We start from the raw sequence: 23,065 nt of genomic DNA, 5'->3' as shown, positions 1-23,065 counted from the left end.
ATCTCTCCCTAGGTGTGCGTTCAGTTCGGGGACTGCGGCGTGGTGTCCTTGATCGGACCGAAGGCGTTTTCGATGACGCCCTTCTGTTGTGCATTATGCACGGCGTAATAGCCCACGGCCGGCGACGCCGCAGCCGGACGGCTGACGAGCAGCAGACGGCGCTTGGTGCCGAGCACGTTGACCAGGTGCTGACGCGAGGCGAGCCAGTACCACGCCCCTTGGTTGCGAGGCTCTTCCTGGCACCAGACCACTTCCTTGGCGTTCGGGAACTGGTTGATCGCCTTGGTGAACTCCTCCACCGGGAAGGGATACAGCTGCTCGATACGCACCAGCGCGGTGTCGGTGATCTTGTTCTCGCGACGATGCGCCAGCAGTTCGTAGTAGATCTTGCCCTGGCAGAGCACGACACGCTTGACCTTCTTGGCGTCGAGCTGCTCGACCTCGGGAATCACCGTCTGGAAACGGCCGCTGGCGAGCTCGTCCATCGACGAGATCGCTTCCTTGTGACGCAGCAGCGACTTCGGCGTGATGATGATCAGCGGCTTGCGCAGCTTGCGCAGCATCTGGCGACGTAGCAGGTGGAAGATCTGCGCCGGCGTGGTCGGCACGCAGATCTGCCAGTTGTGCTCCGCGGCGTTGTTCATGTAACGCTCGAGACGCGCCGACGAGTGCTCGGGCCCCTGTCCTTCGTAGCCGTGCGGCAGCATCAGCGTCAAGCCGCACAGACGGCCCCACTTCGCCTCGCCGGAGCTGATGAACTGGTCGAGCACCACCTGGGCGCCGTTGACGAAGTCGCCGAACTGGGCTTCCCACACCACAAGCTCGTTCGGCTCGGTGGTGGAGTAACCGTATTCGAAGGCAAGCACGCCCTCTTCGGACAGCACCGAGTCGAAGCACTGGAAGCGCGCCTGGCCGTCCTGGATGTGGTCGAGCGGCTTGTAGTTGCCCTCGTCCCAACGCTCGCGCTTCTGGTCGTGCAACACAGCATGGCGGTGGAAGAAGGTGCCACGACCGACGTCCTCACCGGAGATCCGCACGCCGTAGCCCTGCGCCAGCAGACTGGCGTAGGCGAGGTTCTCGCCCATGCCCCAGTCGAGCGGCAGGTCACCTCGACCCATCGCGGCACGGTCGTCGATGATCTTCTTGACGCGCGAGTGCAAGGTGAAGCTCGCGGGCACGGCGGTCAGACGCTCGGCCAGACGCTTGATCTCCTGCACCGGGATGCTGGTATCGGCCTCGTCGGTGTAGGGCTGCTTAAGGTACGGCGTCCAGTCGACCGCGAACTGGCGGTTATGACCGGACAGCACCGGGTTGTACAGCAGCTCGCCCTTGTCCAGGTGCTCGCGGTACTCGGCGATCATCTGGTCGGGCTCCTCGTTCTTCAGCGTGCCCTCGGCCACCAGACGGTCGGCGTAGAGCTTGCGGGTGCCCGGGTGCTTCTGGATGGTGCGGTACATCAGCGGCTGGGTCACCATCGGCTCATCCTGCTCGTTGTGGCCGAGCTTGCGGAAGCAGATGATGTCGACCACGACGTCCTTCTTGAACTCCTGACGGAACTCCACGGCCAGCGCGGTCACGAAGGCCACGGCCTCGGGATCGTCGCCGTTCACGTGGAAGATCGGCGCCTCGACCATCTTGAAGATGTCGGTGCAGTACAGCGAGGAGCGGTAGTCGCGCGGGTCGGAGGTGGTGAAGCCGATCTGGTTGTTCACCACCAGGTGCACCGTGCCGCCGGTGCCATAACCACGGGTCTGCGAGAAGTTCAGCATCTCCTGGTTGACACCCTGGCCAGCCACCGCCGAGTCGCCGTGGATGAGCACCGGCAGGACCTGGCCCTTGGCGGTGTCGCCACGGCGCACCTGGCGCGCATATACCGAGCCCTCGACCACCGGGTTGATGATCTCGAGGTGCGACGGGTTGAACGCGAGCGTCAGGTGCATCGGGCCGCCCGGCGTCATGACGTCGCTCGAGAAGCCCATGTGGTACTTGACGTCACCCGCAGTGAGATCGGCCAGTGCCTTGCCTTCGAACTCCGAGAACAGCATCGAGGGCGATTTGCCAAGGGTGTTGACCAGTACGTTGAGGCGGCCGCGGTGGGCCATGCCGATCACCGTCTCGGCCACACCGAGACTGCCGGCAACGCGGATCAGTTCGTCCATCGCCACGATGGTCGACTCGCCGCCTTCGAGCGAGAATCGCTTCTGGCCGACGTAGCGGGTGTGCAGGTAACGCTCCAGGGTCTCGGCGGCCGTGGTCCGCTCGAGGATGCGCTTCTTCATCTCCGCCGAGTACTTCGCGGTACCGCGAACGCTTTCCAGACGACTCTGGATCCAGCGCTTTTGACCGATGTCGGTCATGTACATGTATTCGGCGCCGATCGAGCTGCAGTACGTCTGACGCAGCGCTTCGAGGATCTCGCGCAGGCTGGCGTGCTCGGTCGAGAAGCCGTGGAAGGAACCGACGTTGAAGTTCTTGGAGAGATCCGCCTCGGTGAAGCCGTAGTAGGACGGCTCCAGCTCGGCGATCTGCGGACGCTCGGTGCGCTTGAGCGGGTCAAGATTCGCCCAGCGGTTGCCGAGGAAGCGGTAGGCGTTGATCAGCTGCAGCACGGACACCTGCTGCTTGTCCTCGCCGGCGCCCGACACGATGGTGCGTACCGGGCCACGTTTGGCCATCTGCTCGAAGGCCGCGATGATCGGACCGTGCGCGACATCACGCTGCGCAGCGCCCCCTTGGGCCTGCAGCTTGTCGAAATACTCACGCCACTCTTCGGACACCGACGCCGGGTCGGCAAGATAGTTCTCGTATTGCTCTTCGATGAACGGCGCGTTGGAGCCGAACAAGTGCGAAGTCTGTTCGAGTTGCTTCATCATGATGAAAGCCACCTGTTATGTACGGTTGCCCCGATCGACGGGGCTGCAGTGTCGGGGGTCTGCTCGATGCCACCCTGAAGGAAAAACGGGATGACCGCGCACACGCAGCCACCCCGTAGGCTCAGAGTCGGCGAAGCCCCTCTCCCCTCTTCATCGCCTCTTACGGACGCTGTGCGAGATCCGGCACGTCGCGGCGAGCCGCGCCAACGTAGAGCTGACGCGGACGGCCGATCTTGTACTCGGAATCCGTGATCATCTCTTCCCACTGGGTGATCCAGCCCACCGTGCGCGCCAGCGCAAAGATGCAGGTGAACATGGAGGTCGGGATGCCCAGCGCCTTCTGCACGATGCCCGAGTAGAAGTCGACGTTCGGATAGAGCTTCTTCTCGACGAAGTATTCGTCTTCCAGCGCGATCTTCTCGAGTTCCTTGGCCAGCTTGAACAGGCGGTCGTTCTCGAGGCCGAGTTCACCCAGCACGTCGGAGCAGACCTTGCCCATCAGCTTGGCGCGCGGGTCGAAATTCTTGTACACACGGTGACCGAAGCCCATCAGCTTGAAGCTGTCGTTCTTGTCCTTGGCACGCTTGATGTACTCACCGACGCGCGAAACGTCGCCGATCTCTTCCAGCATGTTCAGGCAGGCCTCGTTCGCGCCGCCGTGCGCCGGACCCCACAGGCAGGCAATACCGGCCGAGATGCAGGCGAAGGGGTTGGCACCCGAGGAGCCAGCCAGACGGACCGTCGAGGTCGAGGCGTTCTGCTCATGGTCGGCGTGCAGCGTGAAGATGACGTCGAGCGCGCGCACCAGCACCGGGTTCGGCTCGTACTTCTCGCACGGGGTGCCGAACATCATGTGCATGAAGTTCGCGGTGTAGTCGAGGTCGTTGCGCGGGTACATGAAGGGCTCGCCCTTGTTGTACTTGTAGGCCATTGCAACGATGGTCGGCAGCTTGGCGATCAGACGGTTGATCGAGACGCTGCGGTGCTCGGCGTCGGAGAAGTCCATCGCCTCGTGGTAGAAGGCCGACAGCGCACCCACCACACCGACCATGACCGCCATCGGATGTGCGTCACGACGGAAGCCCGAGTAGAACTTGGTCATCTGGTCGTGCAGCATCGTGTGGTTCTTGATGGTGTTCTCGAACGCGGTCTTCTGGGTCGCGTTCGGGAGTTCACCGTTCTTGAGCAGGTAGGCGACTTCGAGGAAGTTGCACTTCTCGGCCAGCTGTTCGATCGGGAAGCCACGATAGAGCAGTTCGCCCTTGTCACCGTCGATGAAGGTGATCTTCGACTTGCAGCTCGCGGTGGAGAGGAAGCCGGAGTCGTAGGTGAAGAGGCCGGTCTTGGCACCAAGCGTGCGGATGTCGATGACATCATTGCCATGGGTGCCGGTCATGACCGGAAATTCGACGGTCTTGCCATCGACGGTAAGGGTTGCAGTGCGTTCAGTGCTCATAGATCGTCCCTTCTACTTGCCGGTTTAACTGCCTTTGGTCTCGTGGGACCGGTGCTGCCGCATCACCCCTGACGCAGCAGCCCGATCATCTCCTTCCAGCGGTCGTTCTCACATGCCTTGCTGCCATTGACCCACGCCCAGAGGTCGTAGTCGTCGCAGCGCAGCAGGTCGTCCAGATCCGCCACCTGATCGTCGGTCAGACGATCGAAATGCTTTTCGAGAAAGCGCGTGAACACCAGATCGAGCTCAAGCAACGCCCGTCTGCACTGCCAGCGCACGCGCCCCCTGTTGATGGTCATGCCGCTCGCCTGCCCTTAGATCGCGCGGCGAACCATCATGTCCTTGATCTTGCCGATCGCGCGGGTCGGGTTCAGACCCTTCGGACAGACATCGACGCAGTTCATGATGGTGTGGCAGCGGAACAGACGGTACGGATCCTCGAGGTTGTCGAGGCGTGCATTCGTATCCTGGTCGCGCGTGTCGGCCAGGAAGCGGTAGGCCGCGAGCAGGCCCGCCGGACCGACGAACTTGTCCGGGTTCCACCAGAACGACGGGCAGGACGTGGAGCAGCACGCACACAGGATGCACTCGTACAGGCCGTTGAGCTCTTCGCGGTCTTCGGGCGTCTGCAGACGCTCGCGCTCGGGCGCCGGGTCGTTATTGACCAGGTAGGGCTTGATCGAGTGGTACTGCTTGAAGAACTGCGTCATGTCCACGATCAGATCGCGGATGACCGGCAGGCCCGGCAGCGGACGCAGCGTGATCGGCTGCTGCAGGTCGTCGATGTCGGTCAGGCAGGCCAGACCGTTCTTGCCGTTGATGTTCATCGCATCCGAGCCGCACACGCCTTCTCGGCAGGAGCGACGGAAGGACATCGAGTCGTCCTTTGCACGCAGGCGCATCAGGGCGTCGAGCAACTTCTTGTCGGAAGCCTCGAGCTCGACCGAGATGTCCTGCATGTAGGGCTTCTCGTCCTTGTCCGGATCGTAGCGGTAGATCTTGAATTGAACGGTACGCTTGGTCATGTATGTTTCTCCCGTGCGCTCATCACGCTGATCAATAAGTGCGCTTGGCGAGCGCGATCGGCTCGACGTCGTCGGACAGCGGCTTGAGGTTCACCGGTTTGTAGTCGAGGCGATTGCCTTCGCTGTACCACAGGGTGTGCTTCAGCCAGTTGGCGTCATCGCGGCCGTTGGGGTTCTCCGCCGTATCCGGTGCATCGTCGCGCACGTGGGCGCCACGCGACTCCTTGCGGGCTTCGGCCGAAACCATCGTGGCGCGCGCGACCTCGATCAGGTTGTCGAGCTCCAGGGCCTCCATGCGGGCGACGTTCCAGACCTTGGACTTGTCCTGGATGCCGGTGCGCTTGGCGCGCTCGGCGACCTCGCCGATCTTCTGCACGCCTTCCTTGAGCAGGTTGTCGAAGCGGAACACGCCGGCGTGCTTCTGCATCGTGCGGCGCATCTCGGCGCCGACATCGAATACGCTCTCGCCGTTGGCCTGGCCTTCGAGACGCGCGATACGCGACAGCGAGAAGTCGGCGGCATCGGCGGGCAGCGGCTTGAGCTTGAGCTGGCCGGACTGGAAGTCCTCGACCACCGTCTCGCCCGCCGACTTGCCGAACACCAGCAGGTCTAGAAGCGAGTTGGTGCCCAGACGGTTGGCGCCGTGCACCGAGGCGCAGGCGCACTCGCCGGCGGCGTAGAAGCCGGCCACCGGGCTGTTCGGGTTGCCGTCCTTCGGCACCACGACCTGGCCCTTGTAATTGGTCGGGATACCGCCCATCTGATAGTGGCAGGTCGGCACGACCGGGATCGGGGCCTTGATCGGATCGACGCCGGCGAACTGAATCGCGATCTCGCGGATTCCGGGCAGACGCTTCATGATCGTGTCGGGCGCAAGGTGCGTGATGTCGAGCAGCACGTGATCCTTGTCCGGACCGCAACCACGGCCTTCGTTGATCTCGGTGGTCATGGCGCGCGAAACGACGTCGCGGGAGGCGAGGTCCTTCAGGTTGGGCGCATAGCGCTCCATGAAGCGCTCGCCCTGGGCGTTGCGCAGGATGCCGCCTTCTCCGCGCACACCTTCGGTGATGAGCACGCCCGCGCCAGCCACGCCGGTCGGGTGGAACTGCCAGAACTCCATGTCTTCCAGCGGGATGCCGGCGCGCGCCGCCATGCCCACGCCATCACCGGTGTTGATGAAGGCGTTGGTCGAGGAGTGGTAGATGCGGCCGGCACCACCGGTTGCGAAAATGGTGGCCTTGGCATGGAAGATCGAGACCTCACCGGTCTCCATTTCCATCGCGGTCACACCCAGCACGTCGCCGTCGGCGTCACGGATCAGGTCGAGCGCCATCCACTCGACGAAGAACTGGGTGTTCGCGCGCACGTTGCGCTGGTACAGCGCGTGCAGCATGGCGTGGCCGGTACGGTCGGCTGCGGCACAGGAGCGCATTACGGGCGCCTGACCGTAGTTCATCGAGTGGCCACCGAACGGGCGCTGATAGATCTTGCCGTTGTCGGTACGGTCGAACGGCATGCCGTAGTGCTCGAGTTCGATGACGACTTCGTTCGCCTTCTTGCACATGAACTCGATCGCATCCTGGTCGCCCAGCCAGTCCGACCCCTTGACGGTGTCGTACATGTGCCAGTGCCAGTTGTCCTCGGTCGAGTTGCCGAGCGAGGCCGCCACACCACCCTGGGCGGCGACGGTGTGCGAACGGGTCGGAAAGACCTTGGTCAGCACGGCGGTCTTGAGGCCAGCTTCGGAGAGTTGCAGGGCCGCACGCAGGCCGGCACCGCCGGCGCCCACGATGACCGCATCAAAGGTACGCTTCGCGACGTTCACGCTTAGAGCCTCCACAGGATCTGTGCAGCCCAGCCGGCATAGCCGACGAGCAGGAAAATGGTGATGAGGTGCAGCGCCAGGCGCACACCGGTCGGCTTGATGTAGTCCATCCACAGGTCGCGGACACCGATCCACGCGTGATAGAACACCGACAGGAAGAACAGGAAGCTGAGGAACTTGAACAGGCCATGGGAGAACAGCCCGGACCATTCTTCGAAGTTCAGCTCACGCAGACTGAATGCACAGAGCGCGAAGATGATCGTGTAGACCGCCATGTAAACCGCGGTTGCACGCTGCGCGATCCAGTCCTTCAGACCGTAATGCGCGCCGACGACAATACGTTGCTTCACCATAGAACCACCCCGATGATCACGGTGAGCGTGAGGCTCACGGCCAGAACGATTTTCGAAGACTTGCGGGCAGGCTCGAGATCGACGCCCTTGTGCATGTCGAGCATCAGGAAGCGGATGCCGGCACAGAAGTGGTGCAGGTACGCCCAGAGCAAGCCGAACAGCACGAGCTTGATGAACCAGTTATCGACCACCGCAGCGAAGGTCTCGAAGGTTTCCGGCGAACCCAGGCTGCGATCCAGCAGATACAGCAGGAACGGCAGCATCAGGAAGATGCCCACGCCGCTGACCCGATGAAGGATCGACACGATGCCCGGCAACGGCAGCCGGATCTCATTCAAGGCCAGGTATTTCGGCCTTTGTTTGCGCACTGTCACTTCTGACATGAAGACTCCCCTCTGCATGTGCGACGAACACCCGCCGCGGACTCCGTTAAAGCCATAATTATAGCGCCGTCGACCTGCCTCTCGGCACCCTCGATCACGTCAATTCAATTCGTTCAGATAAAAATGCTCTGCCGTCGAATACAGCCCGCGCCGCCACTCCACAGGCTTGTCGCCATACGTGTAGGTCACCCGCTCCACCGACAGCAACGGCGTTCCCTCGGCGACCTGCAGTGCCTCGCTCGCGCCGCGATCGGCCGCAACCGCACGGATGCGCTCCTGGGCACGGAGCATGCGCACACCGAAGCGGGTCTCGAACAGACTATAAAGAGAGCCATGCCAGCCCTGCAGGGTCTCGGCGGAAAGCCCCTGGAACACGTCACCCGGCAGATAGATCTCGTCGATCACCACCGGTCGATTGGTGAAGCGCAGCAAGCGGCGCACGATGATGATCGGCGCGCCGGGCTCGATCGCGAGCATTCGCGAGGCTTCCTGACCCGCCTTTGCGCGCCAGCAATCGAGAGGAAGGCTCTGCGGATGAGAGAGGTCACCATCCAGCGGCACCAGACGCAGGAAGCGGAACAGCGCGCGCGGATCATTGTGCGACGCAACGAACGTACCCTTGCCCTGCTTGCGTACGAGAAGGTTGTCGGCCGCCATCTCATCAATCGCCTTGCGTACCGTGCCCTGCGATACGCTGAAGCGCTGGGCGAGTTCCTGCTCGCTCGGGATTGCCTGACCCGGACGCCACTCACCCGCCTCAAGCGCCTGAAGAATCAAGGCCTTGATCTGTCGGTAAAGCGGGCTGAAGGTGGGCGATTCGTGTGACATGCGCGCATTTGAGCACAAAAATTCCAAATCGTCTATCCTCGGTCTTATGTCTTATATAAGACATAAGATGCCATTTGACATGCTCCGGACAAGTCTTTAGTATCCCCGCGCCTGTCGGGGTTCCGTCACGCCAGAGTCAGGTACCGCCCGGCGCGGTGGCATCGGGCCAGGTTCCAGTTCATCCAAGACCGTCTCACTCGAGGGAGTAATCATATGAGCAAAGCCCCCATGCGCGTTGCTGTCACCGGCGCTGCCGGCCAGATCGGCTACAGCCTGCTGTTCCGTATCGCCAGCGGCGAGATGCTGGGCAAGGACCAGCCCGTCATCCTTCAGTTGCTCGACTTGCCCCAGGCCCAGAAGGCCGTCAAGGGCGTCATGATGGAACTGGAAGACTGCGCTTTCCCGCTGCTCGCGGGCATGGTCGCCACCGACGACCCCAACGTCGCCTTCAAGGACGCCGACGTCTGCCTGCTGGTCGGCGCCCGCCCGCGCGGCCCCGGCATGGAGCGTGCCGACCTGCTGACCGCCAACGGCGCGATCTTCACCGTCCAGGGCAAGGCCATCGCCGAGAACGCCAAGGAAGACGTGCGCGTGCTGGTCGTGGGCAACCCATGCAACACCAACGCCTACATCGCCCGCGCTGCCGCGATCAAGGTCGGCCGCACCAACCCGGCCAACTACCACGGCATGCTGCGCCTGGACCACAACCGCGCGCTGTCGCAGCTCGCCGCCAAGTCCGGCCGTGCAGTGTCCTCGCTGAAGAAGATGGTCGTGTGGGGCAACCACTCGCCCTCGATGTACGCCGACTACCGCTTTTGCGAGTCCAACGGCGACAGCGTCAAGGCGCTGATCAACGACCATGCCTGGAACAATGACGTGTTCCTGCCCACGGTTGGCAAGCGCGGCGCCGCCATCATCGAGGCGCGCGGTCTTTCGTCGGCGGCATCGGCTGCCAACGCCGCCATCGACCACGTGCATGACTGGGTACTCGGCTCGAACGACTGGGTCACCATGGGCGTTCCGTCCGACGGCTCCTACGGCATCCCCGAAGGCGTCGTGTTCGGCTTCCCGTGCGAGTGCAAGGACGGCCAGTTCAAGATCATCCAGGGCCTGGAGATCGACGAGTACTCGCAGGGCAAGATCAACATCACCCTGAAGGAACTCGAGGAAGAGCGCGCGGCCGTCGCCGACATGCTCAAGTAAGCACAACCGCCGCGCCTTGCCGCGACGGAGAAAGGGCCACGGGGTAGAATCCGGTGGCCCTTTTTTCATTGTGGCCGGCAGCGCCGAGAACGCGCGAAGCCTGCCCGCCAAGGAGACCCCGATGCCGCTACACCCGGACCAGGTTCTGTTCGCCGGCGAGAAGCCCTTCCCCGCCCTGCCCGCCGTGGACCACTACGCCGGCGCCGAGAAGCTGATGTTGAAGGCGCTGAAGCTGCAGCAGGAACTGGGCCCGGTGTTCGACATTACATGCGACTGCGAGGACGGCGCGCGCGCGGGGGCCGAAGCCGAGCACGCACGCATGGTGGTCGAGGTCGTGAATGGCGCAGACAACCATTTCGGACGGGTCGGCGCACGCATCCATGACATTACGCACGGCCACTGGCAAAGCGACCTCGAGATCCTGGTCGGTGGTGCTGGCCGCCGCCTGGCCTTCGTGACGATCCCCAAGGTGCGCTCGGCCGCCGATGCTGCGGCGCAGATCGACGAACTGCGCCGCATCGAAGCTGCGTGCGGTCTCCAGCGCGCGTTGCCCGTCCATGTGCTGATCGAAACCCATGGCGCCCTGCGCGAAGCCTGGGACATCGCGGCACTCGACGGCGTCGAGTCACTCGACTTCGGCCTCATGGACTTCGTCTCCGGCCACCATGGCGCTATCCCGGGCAGTGCGATGAAGAGTCCGGGACAGTTCGAGCACCCGCTCATCGTGCGTGCAAAGGCCGACATCGCCGCGGCAGCACTCGCCAATGGCGTGGTGCCCTCGCACAACGTCACCACCGAACTCCAGGACGTGGCCGTGATCCGCCACGACGCCGAGCGCGCACGGCGCGAGTTCGGCTACCTGCGCATGTGGAGCATTCACCCCAACCAGATCCTCCCGATCATCGCCGCCATGCAGCCCGACTTCACCGAGGTGACTGAAGCCGCAGCAATCCTGGGGGCAGCGCAGGACGCCGAGTGGGGGCCGATCCAGCACCAGGGCCGACTGCACGACCGCGCCTCCTACCGCTATTACTGGGAGTTGCTGCAGCGCGCGCGCCACACCGGCATGGAGATCCCGGACGACACGCGGCACCGCTTCTTCGCCCTGTGAGCGCCTGGCGCGCCCTCAGCCGGGGACACAGGCCCTTGTACGCCCCCAGCCCGATCCTTGCGCCACAGTCCGTCGTATCATCGCCTTCTCCCGAAAATCCGCGCCCCAGCATCATCAGGCGCCTGGCCTTCCAAGCATGATCGGTCCACAACACCTTCCCCTTCTGCTGCTCTTTGGCCTGATGCTTCCGGTCACGGCAATGGTGCCCGTGCTGCCCGATTTCACCGCGCAGCGCTTCCCCGGCCTGGGACAGTTCGCCAGCCATCTTTTCATGTCGATCAACATGATCGGCGCACTCCTTGGCGCGCCGATCGCTGGCCTGCTTTCGGACCGTCTGGGGCGACGCAAAGGCCTCGCCGTCGCGGCGCTCTCGATCAACGGGGCCACCCTGCTCGGCATCGCATGGGCATATGCGAACACCGAGCACTACGGGGTGCTGCTCGCCCTTCGCTTTCTCGAGGGTTTCGCGCACATGTCTGCGCTGTCCCTGCTGATGGCGCTCGGCGCCGACCACGCCGGAAAAGCCGGACTCGGAGCACGCATGGGCGCAGTCGGGGCCTCCATCAGTCTGGGGGTGGCAGCAGGCGCGCCATTGGGCGGCTTCGTCGGCGGGCTGGATCCACTGTGGGTACCGCTGGCGGGCGGCGCGCTATCGATCGCGCTCGCACTCGCCGGCCTCATCGGTCTGCACGACAGCGCCCACACTCGCCCTCGCATGGCTGCCGCCGAGATCGTCGGGACCCTGCGCCGGCGCCGGCAGTTACTGATCCCGCTCGCATTCTCCTTTGCCGACCGGCTCACCGTCGGCTTCATTGTATCGACGCTGTCGCTCTACCTCGGCCTGGTGATCGGCTTCGACGCGCGCCAGATCGGTCTGGCGATGGCGGCCTTCCTGGTGCCCTTCTCGGTGCTGACCTACCCCGCCGGCCACCTGTCCCGGCACCTCGATCCGCTACTGATGATGGTGACCGGCAGCGTCCTGTACGGCATCTTCCTCGCCGTGCTGGCTTTCCTGCCCGGCGAATCGATCGCCACCGCGATGGCGGTCGGTGGCGTGATCGCCGCGCTGATGTACGCGCCGTCCCTAGTGCTTGCGGCCCAGTACGGGGGCACCGACTGCCGCGCCAGCGCGCTCGCTGCATTCAACATGGCGGGCTCGCTCGGCTTCGCCGCAGGCCCCGTGATCAGCAGCGTCCTGCTCGCGTTTTTCGGGCTGTTCATGGCCAAGGCCTACGCCCCCGTGTTCGTCATCATCGGGATGATCGAGGTGGTGCTCGCGGTCACCGTGCTGATACTGGCGCGTCGCGGGTACCTGAACGAGCAGGCTACTGCGTCCTGATGCGGCGAGTCAGCTTGCACCGCCCTGCGCCTGTGCGGCCGGCTCCACGCCTGGCGGCTCATCATATTCCGCGCATGCCGAAAGTCCATCCACGCGCGGGCGCACGAACACCACGCCCAGCCGCACACTCACCAGCACGAACGCCACCACCCAGGCCATGCCGGACAAGCCCTGCAACATCGCCGCCGGGGTATCCGGCAGGCCTGATGCCGCACGCAGAAGCGCTGCCAGCACGATCAGCCCCGCAGCTGCGCCTACCCAGGGCCGCTCGTCGAGCGGATAGCCCGCATGGGTACGTCCCGCAATGCACAACACAGCAAAGATGGACAAGCCCATCGCACCCACAGCGAGCAGATGCGTCCCCGCGCTGGGGGCCACTGGCGCGCCCAGATGCCCCAGCCCAAGCAACAGGTAGCCCAGCGCAAGGAGCCAGTACACCGCGTAGAGCATGAAGGCCCAGCGTGTAAACAGCGCCCGCCCGACATGCCAGTCATTGAGCAGGTTGAACAGCGCCGCGGCTGCTCCCAGGCCGAGCCAGCCGGTGATCGGGGACTGCGGAATCAGGAACTCCGCCGCGGTGTAGAGCACGATTGCAGAGATCGCCAGATTGCGCCGCGGCGGACGGGCACGATAGGACGGCAGCTCGAGTTCCGCATCCTCGTCGTGGCGCAGCGCACGCGCCGGCAGGCGGCGCGCGCGCTCGGCATCGAGCGCGTCGTTCATGACCCGCATGGAGATTCGGCTCATCGCCACCACGATCAGGGTCATCATCACCCCCAGGCCCACCAGCACCCAGCGCATCGGATACTCGCCACGCAGCACGTCCACATGGAAGCCGGCGAGCGCCACCGCCATCGCCAGCAGCCCCCACAGAAAGCCGAGCTGCCGACGCTCGGGGTCGCGCCACAGACGCGGTGCGAGCAGCGCGAACAGCGCGCATGCGAAGCCGACATTCAACAACGCTGAGGGCAGATTCCCCACCCACTCGATCCCCGTCACCGCAGCCAGCCCGCCCGACAGCCAGAAGGCCGCTCGGCCTGCAAGCCACAACAGCACGAAGTTCAGCGCCACACGCGGCGCAAAGGGCGGCGTGGCGGTGAACTCCGGCACCGCGGTGAGCAGAAAGCCCGCCACTGCGGCAAGCCCGAAGCCGAACATCAGCTCGTGCGCATGCCACACGAAAGGTCCGCCCGCCACGGCCGGCAGCGGCAATCCAAAACCAAGAAAGCCGGTCCATCCGAGTACCACCAGCACGGCGTAAAGCGCGGTGAGGAGAAAGAAGGAACGGAACCCGCACATGAACAGCGGCAATCCATCCAGCCGCGCCATCCAACTGGGACGATCGTCCGGGGATTGCGCCGCATTCGTCATCGCTTCATGCATGCTCATGCTCCACAGCGCTTGCCGCCCTGAACCGCGATCAGACCCGCCGAAGGCGACACCAGGCGCAGGCCCGAGGCGCCGCCCGGGCGTTCGACGCCGCCGCGCGCCCCTTGGGGGGAGGACCCTTCCACCACCACCACGGGTGGCATGCCGAAGCTCTCCCGCACCGCAGGCGTCTGCAGCAACTCGGCGGTGTGGTGATAGACCCAGGCGTCATCGCGCCGGGCCGCGGGTCGGTCGAGCTCGAAACGGCACACGATGCGACCGGGTTCAGGCGCCATCACAAGAATCGCATCCGACAAGCGCACCGCCTCCATCAGGTCATGGGTGATCATCAGCACGCCCATGCCACGCTCGGCCTGGTGGTCGAGCAGCAAGCGATAGAGCTCTTCCTTGAGGCCGACGTCGAGCGCCGAGAAAGGCTCGTCGAGCAGGAGCAGCTCGGGCGCGAGCACCAGCGCACGCGCCAGCGCCACCCGACTCTGCATGCCACCCGAGAGCTGATGCGGGAACTTGTCGAGGTCGCGATGCGCGAGCCCCAGACGCAGCGCCAGCGCGCGCGCGCGGAAATGGCGTTCGGCGCGTTTGACGCCCGCCGCCTTGAGGCCGAGGGCAACGTTGTCGAGCGCAGTCTTCCACGGCAGCAAACGCGGCTGCTGGAACATGAAGGCGGTCGAGGCGAAACCGTTGTCCACCCGCCCCTCCTGCACAGTCAGCAGACCAGCGGCCAGGTGAAGCAGGGTAGTCTTGCCACAGCCCGAGGGCCCGACCAGCGCGACGACCTCACCCGCCCGCACCCGGAAATGGATGCCCGAGAGCACCTCATCGCGCGCAAAGGCGTGGGCAAGGTCGTGCACCCGCAACTCGGCGCGCGGCGCCGGGGCGGAGAGGCCACCCGCGGAACCGGCGGATCGGGCCGCCCCCTCCTCCACCGGGCCGCCCTCCGTGACGGCGAGCACACCCAGGCTTCGGCTCGTGAATGGATTGGCCAGTGTCTTCATGCGCCCTGCATCCTCCAGCGTTCGACCTCGCGCTTGATCGGCTCCAGCACCAGGTACTCCACGGCGAGCAGCAGGCAGACCACGGCTGCGATCCAGGCCATGGTGGCAGAGGTATCCAGGTGCGAGCGCGACACCGCAAGCGCGGCGCCCACGCCGTCCTGTGTGGCGAGCAGCTCGGCCATCACCACCACCTTCCATGACGTCCCGAGCGCCGCGATCCAGGCCGGAAACAGATAGGAGACCACATGCGGCAGATAGACGTCGGTGAGCATCATCCGGCGCGGCAGGCGGAAGGCCTCTGCCATGCCATGGAGCTGGTTGTCCAGCGTGCGCGTGCCCTGCAGGGCACCAATGAAGATCACCGGAAAGGACGCTACGAACACGGTGAACACCGGCGTGCCGTCGCTCGCACCGAACCACAGCATTGCCAGCACCAGCCAGGCGATCGGCGGCGTGCCCATCAGCACGGTGACAAGTGGGCGCGACATCATCGACGCCGTCATCGACAGCCCGGCGATCAGGCCAAGGACGCTGCCGGCGACCACCGACAGCGCATAACCGGTGAGCGCGCGGCGTGCGGTGGCAGCCAGTTCAGGCCAGGCCGCGCCGCTGTCGATCAGGCCCCACAGCGTGGCGAAGGCCGAGCGCGGGTCGGGCATCACCAGCGGGCCGTAAACGAGGCTCACCGCCTCCCAGGCGGCGAGCAGCAGAAAGAGGCTGGCGATCGCACCCCAGCCGCTCCACAGGTAGGCAGGCAGCCCAGCCAGCCAGGCACGCAACAGGTTCATTGCGGCCTTGCTCCACCGTAGAATCCCTCATCCGGCAGCTTGCCGCCGACCAGCGCCGGGTTCTTCGCCACCAAGTGGCCGAACATGAACTCCAGCTCTGCGCGCGCGTCCGCAATGGGAACCGCCTCGAGCTGGCTGACCGCGATGGAGTCCGCAACCGCTTCTGGACTGAGCATGTCGATGCGTGCCGCCACCACCTTGCCACAGGCGTCGGCGTTCTCCTTGCACCACTTCAGCGAGCGTGCGTACTCGGCCGCGATGCGCGCCACCAGTGCGGGCCGGTCACGCAGTGCTCCCGTCACTGCGATGCCCGCCTGCGGAATGCGCGCCTCGCGAGCAAACACCCTGCCCCACTCCTGCTGCAGGTCCACGCTGCGATGCAGTTCGGGCGCAACCACGCTGAGCGGGAAGGACCCGGTCTTGCGCAGCGCCATCGAGGCTGCCGGTTCGGCGAGCAGCGCGTGGTCAACACGGCGCATCACCAGCAGTTGCATCGCATCCACCGGACTTGCAACGTAGCGCAGCTGCAGGTCTTTCCGCACATCCATGCCCTGCTGCTCGGCAAGCAATTGCAGCACGATGTCAGGCATGTCACCGCGGAAGGGCATCGCCAGCTCCTTGCCGCGCAGGTCGGCCAGCGTCTTCAGCGTCGGGTCGCGCGACACCAGCCACAGCACGCCCCACGTCGATACGTTGATGAGTTGCAGCTTGGCGCCGCGGTTGTACAGATTCGCGGCAACGTTGGTCGGCATGGCCAGCACGTCGGCACGCCCGTCGAGCGCCATCACGCGCAACTGGTCAGGGTCGCGCCAGGGCACGAACTCGACCACCTCGGCGACATCGTTCAGCGCGCCCGAATCGACCATGTGGATGAGCGCATTCGACACCGACGCCGAAGGCCCGGCCAGGGTCAGCTTGGGCAGCTTATCCGCCTGGGCGTGGACGATGCCGGTCACGAGCAGGAAGGCACATACCACGCACACGTGCATGAGCGCCCGCGTCCACGCCGGAAGCGCAAGGCCGCGCCGCGGCGGGACGGACGCCGCCGCCCCCGCATCGGACCGGTCTGCGCGCGCAGAGCAGGCAGCCGATCGATCCACGAAGAGGAGGCCGCGTCGCGGACCCTCTTGGTGACCCTCGTGATGGAGGCTGGGGCGGCGGTCATGCATGTCAGAAGCTCCCGTTCAGGCTGAGTGCGATACCGCGGCCGGGCGCGGCGAGTTCGTTCCCCGAGACCCCCTCGGTCTGGTGCTCGTGATAGCGCTTGTCGGCCAGGTTGGTCAGCTGAACCGCCAGCCCGGCCGACTCGAAGGCGCCGACCTTGCCGAAACGCCAGCCGAACTCGGCGTCCGCGGTAACGAAGCCGGCGGTTGCGTTCTCGGCGCCGTTGGAGAATTTCGTCGCGATACGATCCTGCTCGGCGACCGCACGCAGTTGAGCACGCCACCAGAAACCACGCTCAGCGGGCTGCCCGATCCCCAGCGTCAGCTCGGGCGCAGGCATCTGGAACAGGGGCTCATCATCCTGATGGTTCTTGCCACGCAGCCAAGTGAAACCAGCGTCGGCGACGAAGGCACCGACCGGCATGCTGGCACTGCCCTCAATGCCGTAAATGGAGACCTTGTCGAGGTTCTCGGTGAGCTTGAAAGGCAGACCGTTCTGGGGATGGTTCGCCCCGGTGATCCTCCCCGCAATGTAGTCATCGATCCGGGTGTAGAAGGCCGCGATCTGGTACTGCAGGCCGGCGCCACCCTGCTTGAAACCAAGTTCCAGACTGGTGGACACCTCGGCATCCAGCTGGGGGTTTCCAACGTGGTAATACCCGTCACCGCGCGCCGAATCCTCGAAACGCTCACGCATGTCGGGGGCACGATAGGCGCGACCGAGATTGGCGTAGGCGCTCAGGTTGTCGTTCAGCGGCTGGATGGCACCGATCGACCACGAAAGATTGTTGTCCGTCTTGTCAAGCCCGGTCGTCTGCGTCATGCCCTTGCGCGCCGCATCGCCCTTCACCCGGTCAAAACGGGCGCCCGCAACAATGCGGGTGTCGCCGATCGCGAACTCGTCCTGGACGAACACCCCCGCGGATTCGATCTCACCCTTGTTGAACGGATCATTCCGCATGTTGTTGTTGAATGCCGGGGGGTTGTTGTCGATGTAGCGCTCTGGATCGCCCCGCATACGCCATGCATCGGCACCCACCGTCAGCAGGTGGTTGTCGCCCAGCGGAAAGAGATATTTCGCCTTCACACCATCGGTCACAAAGGTCACGTCGTTGCGTACGTAGTCGCGCTGCCGCGTGGACGAGAACGCACGAATCTGACGGAAAACCTCCTGACGATAGACCTCGGCCGACAGCGTACCCTCGCCCAGGCGCGCATCCACGCCGAGCTCGTAGAGCTCGCGGCGCTGCTCGGGGGAATGGATCGTGGCCGTACCGAGCGGAGCGGGGATGCCCGCGCCCGTGCGCGCCGACCCCGGATACCAGACATCCTCATCCTGATGCCGCTGCAAGTTCACCCGCAGCGTAAGGTCCTCGTTCAGCTTGTGCTTGTACTTCGCCAGCAGGGTGTCGGACTGGTAGCCGGTGCGATCCTCACGACCGTCCGGGCTGCGATAGTCATCCACGTCGCGCCCGGCCACGCCCAGCGCCAGCGCGCTGTTCTCGCTGGAGCGCGTCAGCAGCGCGGCCCCGGCGACGCCCTTGTCCACGCTGGAGAAGCGCGCGCCGATGCGGCCACCGAGCTTCTCCTCCGCGCTGAAGCCGACGTCGGGCGTGATCAGATTGACCACCCCGCCCATCGCGCCGCTGCCGTACAGCACCGAGCCGGGGCCCTTGACCACCTCGGCACGCTCGAGCAGACCGAGGTCGAGGAAGGAGGCGATTGCGCCCTGCGGTTGGGCGGAGTTCATGCGCACGCCGTCGACCATCACCACCACGCTTTCCTTCTTGAGCCCGCGCAACACCGGGTTCTGCCCCCAGGCGCCATCGGACTGGACCGCCAAGCCAGGCTTGCCGCGCAGCAGCTCGCCTGCCACGGCCCCGGTCGCGCCCGGGGCGCGCAGGATCTCGACCGCCTGCGGCGTCTCGAGCGCTTCGGCGGCGTAGCCCTTGGCGGTGACGAGCTGCGTGTCGAGCACGGTTTCCGCCTGCAGCTGGGTCGCAAGGGAAGTCAGGGAGAGACCGAGCAAGGCAGCGGTCAGCGGGCGCAGGCGAAGAACCATCGAAAGCTCCGGAAATGTAGGGTTACGGGCTGGCTGGCGACGGCTGGCTTGCCCTGCATCTGTATTTACGGAAGCGATGATATATCAGACGCGAATCATTCGCATTTGCTTTCGATCAAACATTGTGCTGTTTGTGCGACAACCTCGCCGCGTATGATCCTGCCGAAGACAATCCATCGCGCACCGCACGCCGGGCAACGAGCGGCTCGCGCGACACGTATGGAGAACCATCGAGGATGAAGCTGTCCCGCCTGTGGAGACCGCACGACCGCCGATTCTGGCTGCTGATCGTGCTGAACCTGCTGTCCGCGGCATTGACCTGGGCGATGCGCGCCTACCCGCTCACGGCGACCGCGAACACGGTCGCCGGATTGATGGCGCTGGCCAACGCCGTGCTGGGTATTCTGGTCGCGATCGACCTGCTGCGCGACGACCGCGACAACGAAGCGCTCAGGAACCGGGAGTAAGCCTGTCCGTGCCTGCCACGCCCAGCGCCGGCGTCCGCATCTCGGGCTCAGCCCCCGCCTGAGCGGGCGCTGCGCCCTCCATGCCCGCCGCCTCGGAACCCCAATTCACTACCTCGATGCGTCCGTCGTAATACTCGACGATGGCGCTGCAGGTATCCACCCAGTCGCCGCAGTTAAGGTAGCGCACCTTGCCGATGCGCCGATCCGCGGGCCAGTGGATGTGGCCGCACACCACACCATCCACACCGCGCAGGGAGGCCGCGTGCGCCACGGCATCCTCGAAGTCGAAGATGAAGCTCACCGCCTTCTTCACTTTCTGCTTCGCATAGCCTGCGAGCGACCAGTAGCCGGGCCGCCGCAACAGACGCCGAACGCGCGAGATCAAAAGGTTGATGCGCACCAGCGTGTCGTAGCCGACGTCCCCCAGCACCGCGACCCAGCGGTGGTGGCGAGTGACCTGATCGTATTCATCGCCATGCACAAGAAGGTAACGGCGGCCATCCAGCCCCTCGTGAATCCACTCGGACTCGACGCGGATATCACCGAAGGCGACACCCGCGTACTCGCGCAGGGCCTCGTCATGATTTCCCGGGATGAAAAACACCTGGCAACCATGCCGCGCACGACGCAGCACCTTCTGTACCACCGTATTGTGCAGGGACGACCATTGGACGCTGCGATTCATCGCCCAGAAGTCGACGATGTCTCCGAGCAGGTACAGATACTCGGACTCGTGCTCCTTCAGAAAGGCCAGCAGGCGCTCGGCCTGACAGGCGCGGGTACCGAGATGGACATCGGAGATGAAGATCGTGCGCACGCTCTGCATCAGGCGTCGGCTCCCCGGACACGTGCCGGCGCCTGCGCGACGGCCGCAGGCGCGAGCCCCGGCCGCCAGATCCGCAACAGCGCCTCTGCAAAGCGGTCGTTCACCCGTTCCCAGTCGATCCCCTCCGCGCTGCTGCGCGCGGCAGCACCCAACTGGGCACGCAGCTCATCCGCACAGGCCAGATGCACCGCCCGCTCCACGAAACCATCCGCATCCCCCAGCGTGGCAAGCCCACCATTGCCGAGATCACGGATTACCTCGGAGGCCGCCGCATAGTCGTACGCAAGCACGCACAGGCCACTCGCCATGGCCTCGAGCGTGACGTTGCCGAAGGTTTCGGTCTGGCTCGGGAAGAGGAACAGATCCGCCGAGGCATAGTGCGCGGCAAGATCCTCTCCGTGGCGCATGCCGGCAAACACGACCTGCGGATGTTCGCGCGCCAGCGCGCTGCGCAGCGGGCCGTCGCCGACCAGGATCAGGCGTGCGTCCGGGCGTTGCCGGCGGATCTCGGAGAAGGCACGCAGCACGAGGGCAAGATTCTTCTCGGGCGCGATACGGCCCACGCACATCACGGCGAGCGCACCGGGTGCCAGACCCCAGCTGCGGCGCAGGGCATCGTCGCGGCGCGTGGGCGAGTAGAGCTGGGTATCGACCCCGCGCGAGATCACCTCGACCCGGTCGTAGCCGCGCGCGGACAACTGGGCTGCAAGTGCCGCAGTGGGGACGAAGGTGATCGCGGTGCGATTGTGGAAGCGGCGCAGGTAGGCTGCCACCGGCTGGCGCAGCCACGCCATTCCATAATGGCTGCTGTAATGATCGAAGTTCGTATGAAAGTCGGACGTGACGGGAATGCGCAGTTTGTTCGCCGCCGTGACCGCGGTCCAGCCGAGCGGTCCTTCGGTGGCGACGTGTACAAGGTCGGGGCGGCGCACCGTCCACTCCCGGATCAGCCGCGCACGCGCAGGCAGCCCCAGCTTCAGCCCCTCATAGCGCGGCAAGCGCAGGCTGCGCGACAGCACCTCATCGAGCGCACCACCCCGCAGCGCCGTGTCGGAGGGCGTCTGGCGCGGACGCACCAGCTGCAGCGAATGACCGCGCTCGATCAAGCCATCGACCATGCGCCGCAAGGTCATCGCGACACCGTTCACCTCGGGCGGCCAAGTCTCGGTAACCAGCGCGATACGCAGCCGCGGCGCCACTCCGAGCTCTTCGGTCGTGTAGTCGAGTGTTCTCATGGCGCTGCAGCATAGGCGGCGCACGAGACAACGACGTTACGCGCGTCTTGCCGTCAGGTTACGAGGATGGCTGCTACAGGCCCCCCTTCAGTGCCCACCCCCCGGACCGGCGGCCAGCGCGTCCAGAATCCCGGCGTCGTGATCGTAGATGTCGTTGCGTAGCAGCAGGCGTCCGGAAGCGTCGAGCGCTGCGGTGCTGTAGTGCAGCAACACCCTCACCTCACGCCCGACCGGCAGCGTGCGCGTGCGCCCGCTGTCAAGCGCCGCCGCCAGCGCCGCCGGCCCCCAGTGGTCGGCATCGTCGAGCAACAGCACGGCAAGCTCTTCCGGTTGCTGAACGCGCACGCATCCCGAGCTGAGCGCGCGCTCCGCGCGACCGAAGAGCGCGCGCGCATTGGTGTCGTGCAGGTAGATCGCGTAGCGGTTGGACAACGAAAACTTGATGCGACCGAGCGAGCCCTGCGCGCCCGACGCCTGCACGATCATGTAAGGAAAACCGCCACGCCGTGCACCGCTCCAGTCGATCGAGGCCGGATCGACCGCCTGACCACTACGGTCGACCACGTGCATGCGGTGGCTCTCCAGGTAGTCGGGATTGTGCACCACGCCGGGAATCACGTCCTCGCGCAGGATGGTTGGCGGCACCACCCATTTGGGATTGAGCACCAGATTCACGACGCTGTCGCGCAGCGAGGGCGTCTTCCGCGTCGGCCGCCCCACGATGACCTTCGACGACCAGGCGCTGCGGCCATCCAGCACGAGGTCCGCACGGTAGCCAACGATATCCACGTACAGCCGATCCCCCTCCAGATCGGCCGCCACCCAGCGCAAGCGCTCGAGGTTCGCACGAACCTGCCGCGCACGCTCTGCAGGGCTGGTGTTGAGCGCGCGCAGGGTCTGGGCGCCGACGATGCCGTCGGCCTCCAGCCCATGGCGTTCCTGGAAACGCTCCACCGCCGCTGCAAGCAGCGCGTCGAAGCGTGCTGGGTCGGCGGTGTCGAGCCCCTCCTCGCCGTCGGCCTGAAGGCGCGCGCGCAGGGCCGGTACCCGGGCACTGCTTTGACCGGGGCGCAGGGTGGAGCCACCCGGTACCCTGGGCCAGTCGCCCAGCGCTGCCAGGCTCTGATAGGTGGCAAGCGCCCTGCGCAAGACTCGGTACAACGGGACTGCGGGGGCCTGCGCTTCGATTGCGGCGCCCAGGTCTGCGGCTTCGAGAACGCGCGCCAGCTCGCCAGCGCGCTGGTACGGATTCGGCACCGGCGTGTAGTTCCACTCACGGTACAGCGTGCGCGGATCCACCTTGCCATACCGGAGTTGGCGCACGAGCTCGGCCAAGGTGTCCGTCAGCGCGAGCTCACGATCCACGCGCTCGACCGGATCATCGGGCACAGCGCGCAGCATGCGAAGCCGCTGCGGGCGGAAATCCTGCGGATCGAGGCCATGCGTCGCAGCCTGTTCGACCGCGGACAGCAACGCCGAGGCACGCTCCGGATCGCCCCATAGGGGTCGATAGCCGCGCCCCAGGTACAGCAACGCGGTGGTTTCATCCGCCGCCGCGGAGCGCAGCGCGAGGCGCTGCTCGATGAGCGCCGCGATCGGGTCCATCGCGCCATCCGGCGCAGAATCCACCGAAGCCGGGCCGCCCGCGGCCCACGCCACATCATCCGCCCGTACCTGCGCCGCAAGCACCATCAGCACGCTACAGGCCGCAAGCGTTACAAAACTTTTGCCCAAACGGGCGCCG

20 protein-coding genes are annotated in these 23,065 nt (G+C 65.3%); 4 read left to right on the top strand and 16 right to left on the bottom strand.

Translation table 11 applies throughout. The annotated features are described in order from the left end of the window. Positions 1–20 precede the first annotated feature (20 nt). From ACPT9U_RS05795 to ACPT9U_RS05760, 8 genes are all read right to left on the bottom strand, one after another. A complete protein-coding gene (locus ACPT9U_RS05795; protein WP_435750182.1) occupies positions 21–2,873 on the bottom strand; it encodes a 2-oxoglutarate dehydrogenase E1 component in 2,853 nt (950 codons plus the stop codon). A gap of 160 nt (positions 2,874–3,033) precedes the next feature. Further along, complete coding sequence (gltA, locus tag ACPT9U_RS05790; RefSeq protein WP_418364757.1) at positions 3,034–4,329, bottom strand: citrate synthase; 1,296 nt, start codon at positions 4,327–4,329, stop codon at positions 3,034–3,036. 62 nt (positions 4,330–4,391) lie between these two features. After that, positions 4,392–4,628, bottom strand: coding sequence for a succinate dehydrogenase assembly factor 2 (locus tag ACPT9U_RS05785; RefSeq protein WP_418364758.1), 237 nt, complete (start codon positions 4,626–4,628; stop codon positions 4,392–4,394). Positions 4,629–4,643: 15 nt separating this feature from the next. Further along, the gene (locus ACPT9U_RS05780) at positions 4,644–5,354 is read right to left on the bottom strand and encodes a succinate dehydrogenase iron-sulfur subunit (RefSeq protein WP_418364759.1); all 711 of its coding nucleotides are present in this window, start codon (positions 5,352–5,354) and stop codon (positions 4,644–4,646) included. Between the two features lie 31 nt (positions 5,355–5,385). After that, positions 5,386–7,179 (bottom strand): succinate dehydrogenase flavoprotein subunit, encoded by a 1,794-nt coding sequence (gene sdhA / locus ACPT9U_RS05775; protein ID WP_435750181.1) that lies wholly within the window; start codon positions 7,177–7,179, stop codon positions 5,386–5,388. A gap of 2 nt (positions 7,180–7,181) precedes the next feature. After that, positions 7,182–7,532, bottom strand: a complete 351-nt coding sequence (gene sdhD, locus ACPT9U_RS05770) for a succinate dehydrogenase, hydrophobic membrane anchor protein (protein WP_418364761.1) — start codon at positions 7,530–7,532, stop codon at positions 7,182–7,184. Then, entirely contained in the window at positions 7,526–7,915 is a 390-nt protein-coding gene (gene sdhC / locus ACPT9U_RS05765) for a succinate dehydrogenase, cytochrome b556 subunit (protein ID WP_418364762.1), read from the bottom strand. Before sdhC ends, sdhD begins: the two co-directional genes overlap by 7 nt. Positions 7,916–8,014: 99 nt before the next feature. After that, positions 8,015–8,743 carry a GntR family transcriptional regulator gene (locus tag ACPT9U_RS05760; protein ID WP_435750180.1) on the bottom strand — a complete coding sequence of 243 codons (729 nt, stop codon included), beginning with the start codon at positions 8,741–8,743 and terminating at the stop codon, positions 8,015–8,017. A gap of 213 nt (positions 8,744–8,956) precedes the next feature. On the opposite strand from ACPT9U_RS05760, the gene ACPT9U_RS05755 reads away from it, so the two are divergent. From ACPT9U_RS05755 to ACPT9U_RS05745, 3 genes are all read left to right on the top strand, one after another. Further along, positions 8,957–9,946 carry a malate dehydrogenase gene (locus ACPT9U_RS05755; RefSeq protein WP_418364764.1) on the top strand — a complete coding sequence of 330 codons (990 nt, stop codon included), beginning with the start codon at positions 8,957–8,959 and terminating at the stop codon, positions 9,944–9,946. A 121-nt stretch (positions 9,947–10,067) separates the two neighbouring features. Then, entirely contained in the window at positions 10,068–11,057 is a 990-nt protein-coding gene (locus ACPT9U_RS05750) for an HpcH/HpaI aldolase/citrate lyase family protein (RefSeq protein ID WP_418364765.1), read from the top strand. Positions 11,058–11,193: 136 nt separating this feature from the next. Beyond that, the gene (locus tag ACPT9U_RS05745) at positions 11,194–12,396 is read left to right on the top strand and encodes an MFS transporter (protein WP_418364766.1); all 1,203 of its coding nucleotides are present in this window, start codon (positions 11,194–11,196) and stop codon (positions 12,394–12,396) included. 9 nt (positions 12,397–12,405) lie between these two features. On the opposite strand, the gene ACPT9U_RS05740 is transcribed toward ACPT9U_RS05745, so the two are convergent. From ACPT9U_RS05740 to ACPT9U_RS05720, 5 genes are all read right to left on the bottom strand, one after another. Then, a complete protein-coding gene (locus ACPT9U_RS05740) occupies positions 12,406–13,779 on the bottom strand; it encodes an NnrS family protein (protein ID WP_435750178.1) in 1,374 nt (457 codons plus the stop codon). Between the two features lie 2 nt (positions 13,780–13,781). Then, positions 13,782–14,780 (bottom strand): ABC transporter ATP-binding protein, encoded by a 999-nt coding sequence (locus ACPT9U_RS05735; protein WP_435750177.1) that lies wholly within the window; start codon positions 14,778–14,780, stop codon positions 13,782–13,784. Next, a complete protein-coding gene (locus ACPT9U_RS05730) occupies positions 14,777–15,568 on the bottom strand; it encodes an ABC transporter permease (RefSeq protein WP_418364769.1) in 792 nt (263 codons plus the stop codon). The genes ACPT9U_RS05735 and ACPT9U_RS05730 overlap by 4 nt, the downstream gene beginning before the upstream one ends. Beyond that, positions 15,565–16,557: an ABC transporter substrate-binding protein gene (locus ACPT9U_RS05725; protein WP_435750175.1), complete on the bottom strand. Its 993-nt coding sequence runs from the start codon at positions 16,555–16,557 to the stop codon at positions 15,565–15,567. Before ACPT9U_RS05725 ends, ACPT9U_RS05730 begins: the two co-directional genes overlap by 4 nt. Positions 16,558–16,738: 181 nt before the next feature. Continuing rightward, positions 16,739–18,793, bottom strand: a complete 2,055-nt coding sequence (locus tag ACPT9U_RS05720; protein WP_435750174.1) for a TonB-dependent receptor plug domain-containing protein — start codon at positions 18,791–18,793, stop codon at positions 16,739–16,741. Positions 18,794–19,029: 236 nt separating this feature from the next. Here ACPT9U_RS05720 and ACPT9U_RS05715 point away from each other — a divergent pair, with 236 nt between their 5' ends. Further along, complete coding sequence (locus tag ACPT9U_RS05715; protein WP_435750173.1) at positions 19,030–19,260, top strand: hypothetical protein; 231 nt, start codon at positions 19,030–19,032, stop codon at positions 19,258–19,260. On the opposite strand, the gene ACPT9U_RS05710 is transcribed toward ACPT9U_RS05715, so the two are convergent. The 3 genes from ACPT9U_RS05710 to ACPT9U_RS05700 form a co-directional block, all read right to left on the bottom strand. Then, on the bottom strand, positions 19,244–20,086 hold the full coding sequence (locus tag ACPT9U_RS05710) for a UDP-2,3-diacylglucosamine diphosphatase (protein ID WP_435750172.1): 843 nt from the start codon (positions 20,084–20,086) through the stop codon (positions 19,244–19,246). The two genes, ACPT9U_RS05715 and ACPT9U_RS05710, sit on opposite strands and share 17 nt — an antisense overlap. Then, positions 20,086–21,321 (bottom strand): glycosyltransferase family 4 protein, encoded by a 1,236-nt coding sequence (locus ACPT9U_RS05705; protein ID WP_435750171.1) that lies wholly within the window; start codon positions 21,319–21,321, stop codon positions 20,086–20,088. The genes ACPT9U_RS05710 and ACPT9U_RS05705 overlap by 1 nt, the downstream gene beginning before the upstream one ends. 87 nt (positions 21,322–21,408) lie before the next feature. Next, positions 21,409–23,013, bottom strand: a complete 1,605-nt coding sequence (locus ACPT9U_RS05700) for a L,D-transpeptidase family protein (RefSeq protein WP_435750218.1) — start codon at positions 23,011–23,013, stop codon at positions 21,409–21,411. Positions 23,014–23,065: the final 52 nt, after the last annotated feature.

This window comes from Thauera sp. AutoDN2, from assembly GCF_051280715.1.
Taxonomy (GTDB): Bacteria; Pseudomonadota; Gammaproteobacteria; order Burkholderiales; family Rhodocyclaceae; genus Thauera.
Note: the sequence above shows the minus strand (reverse complement) of the source record. Positions and strands in the feature narration are given on the sequence as shown.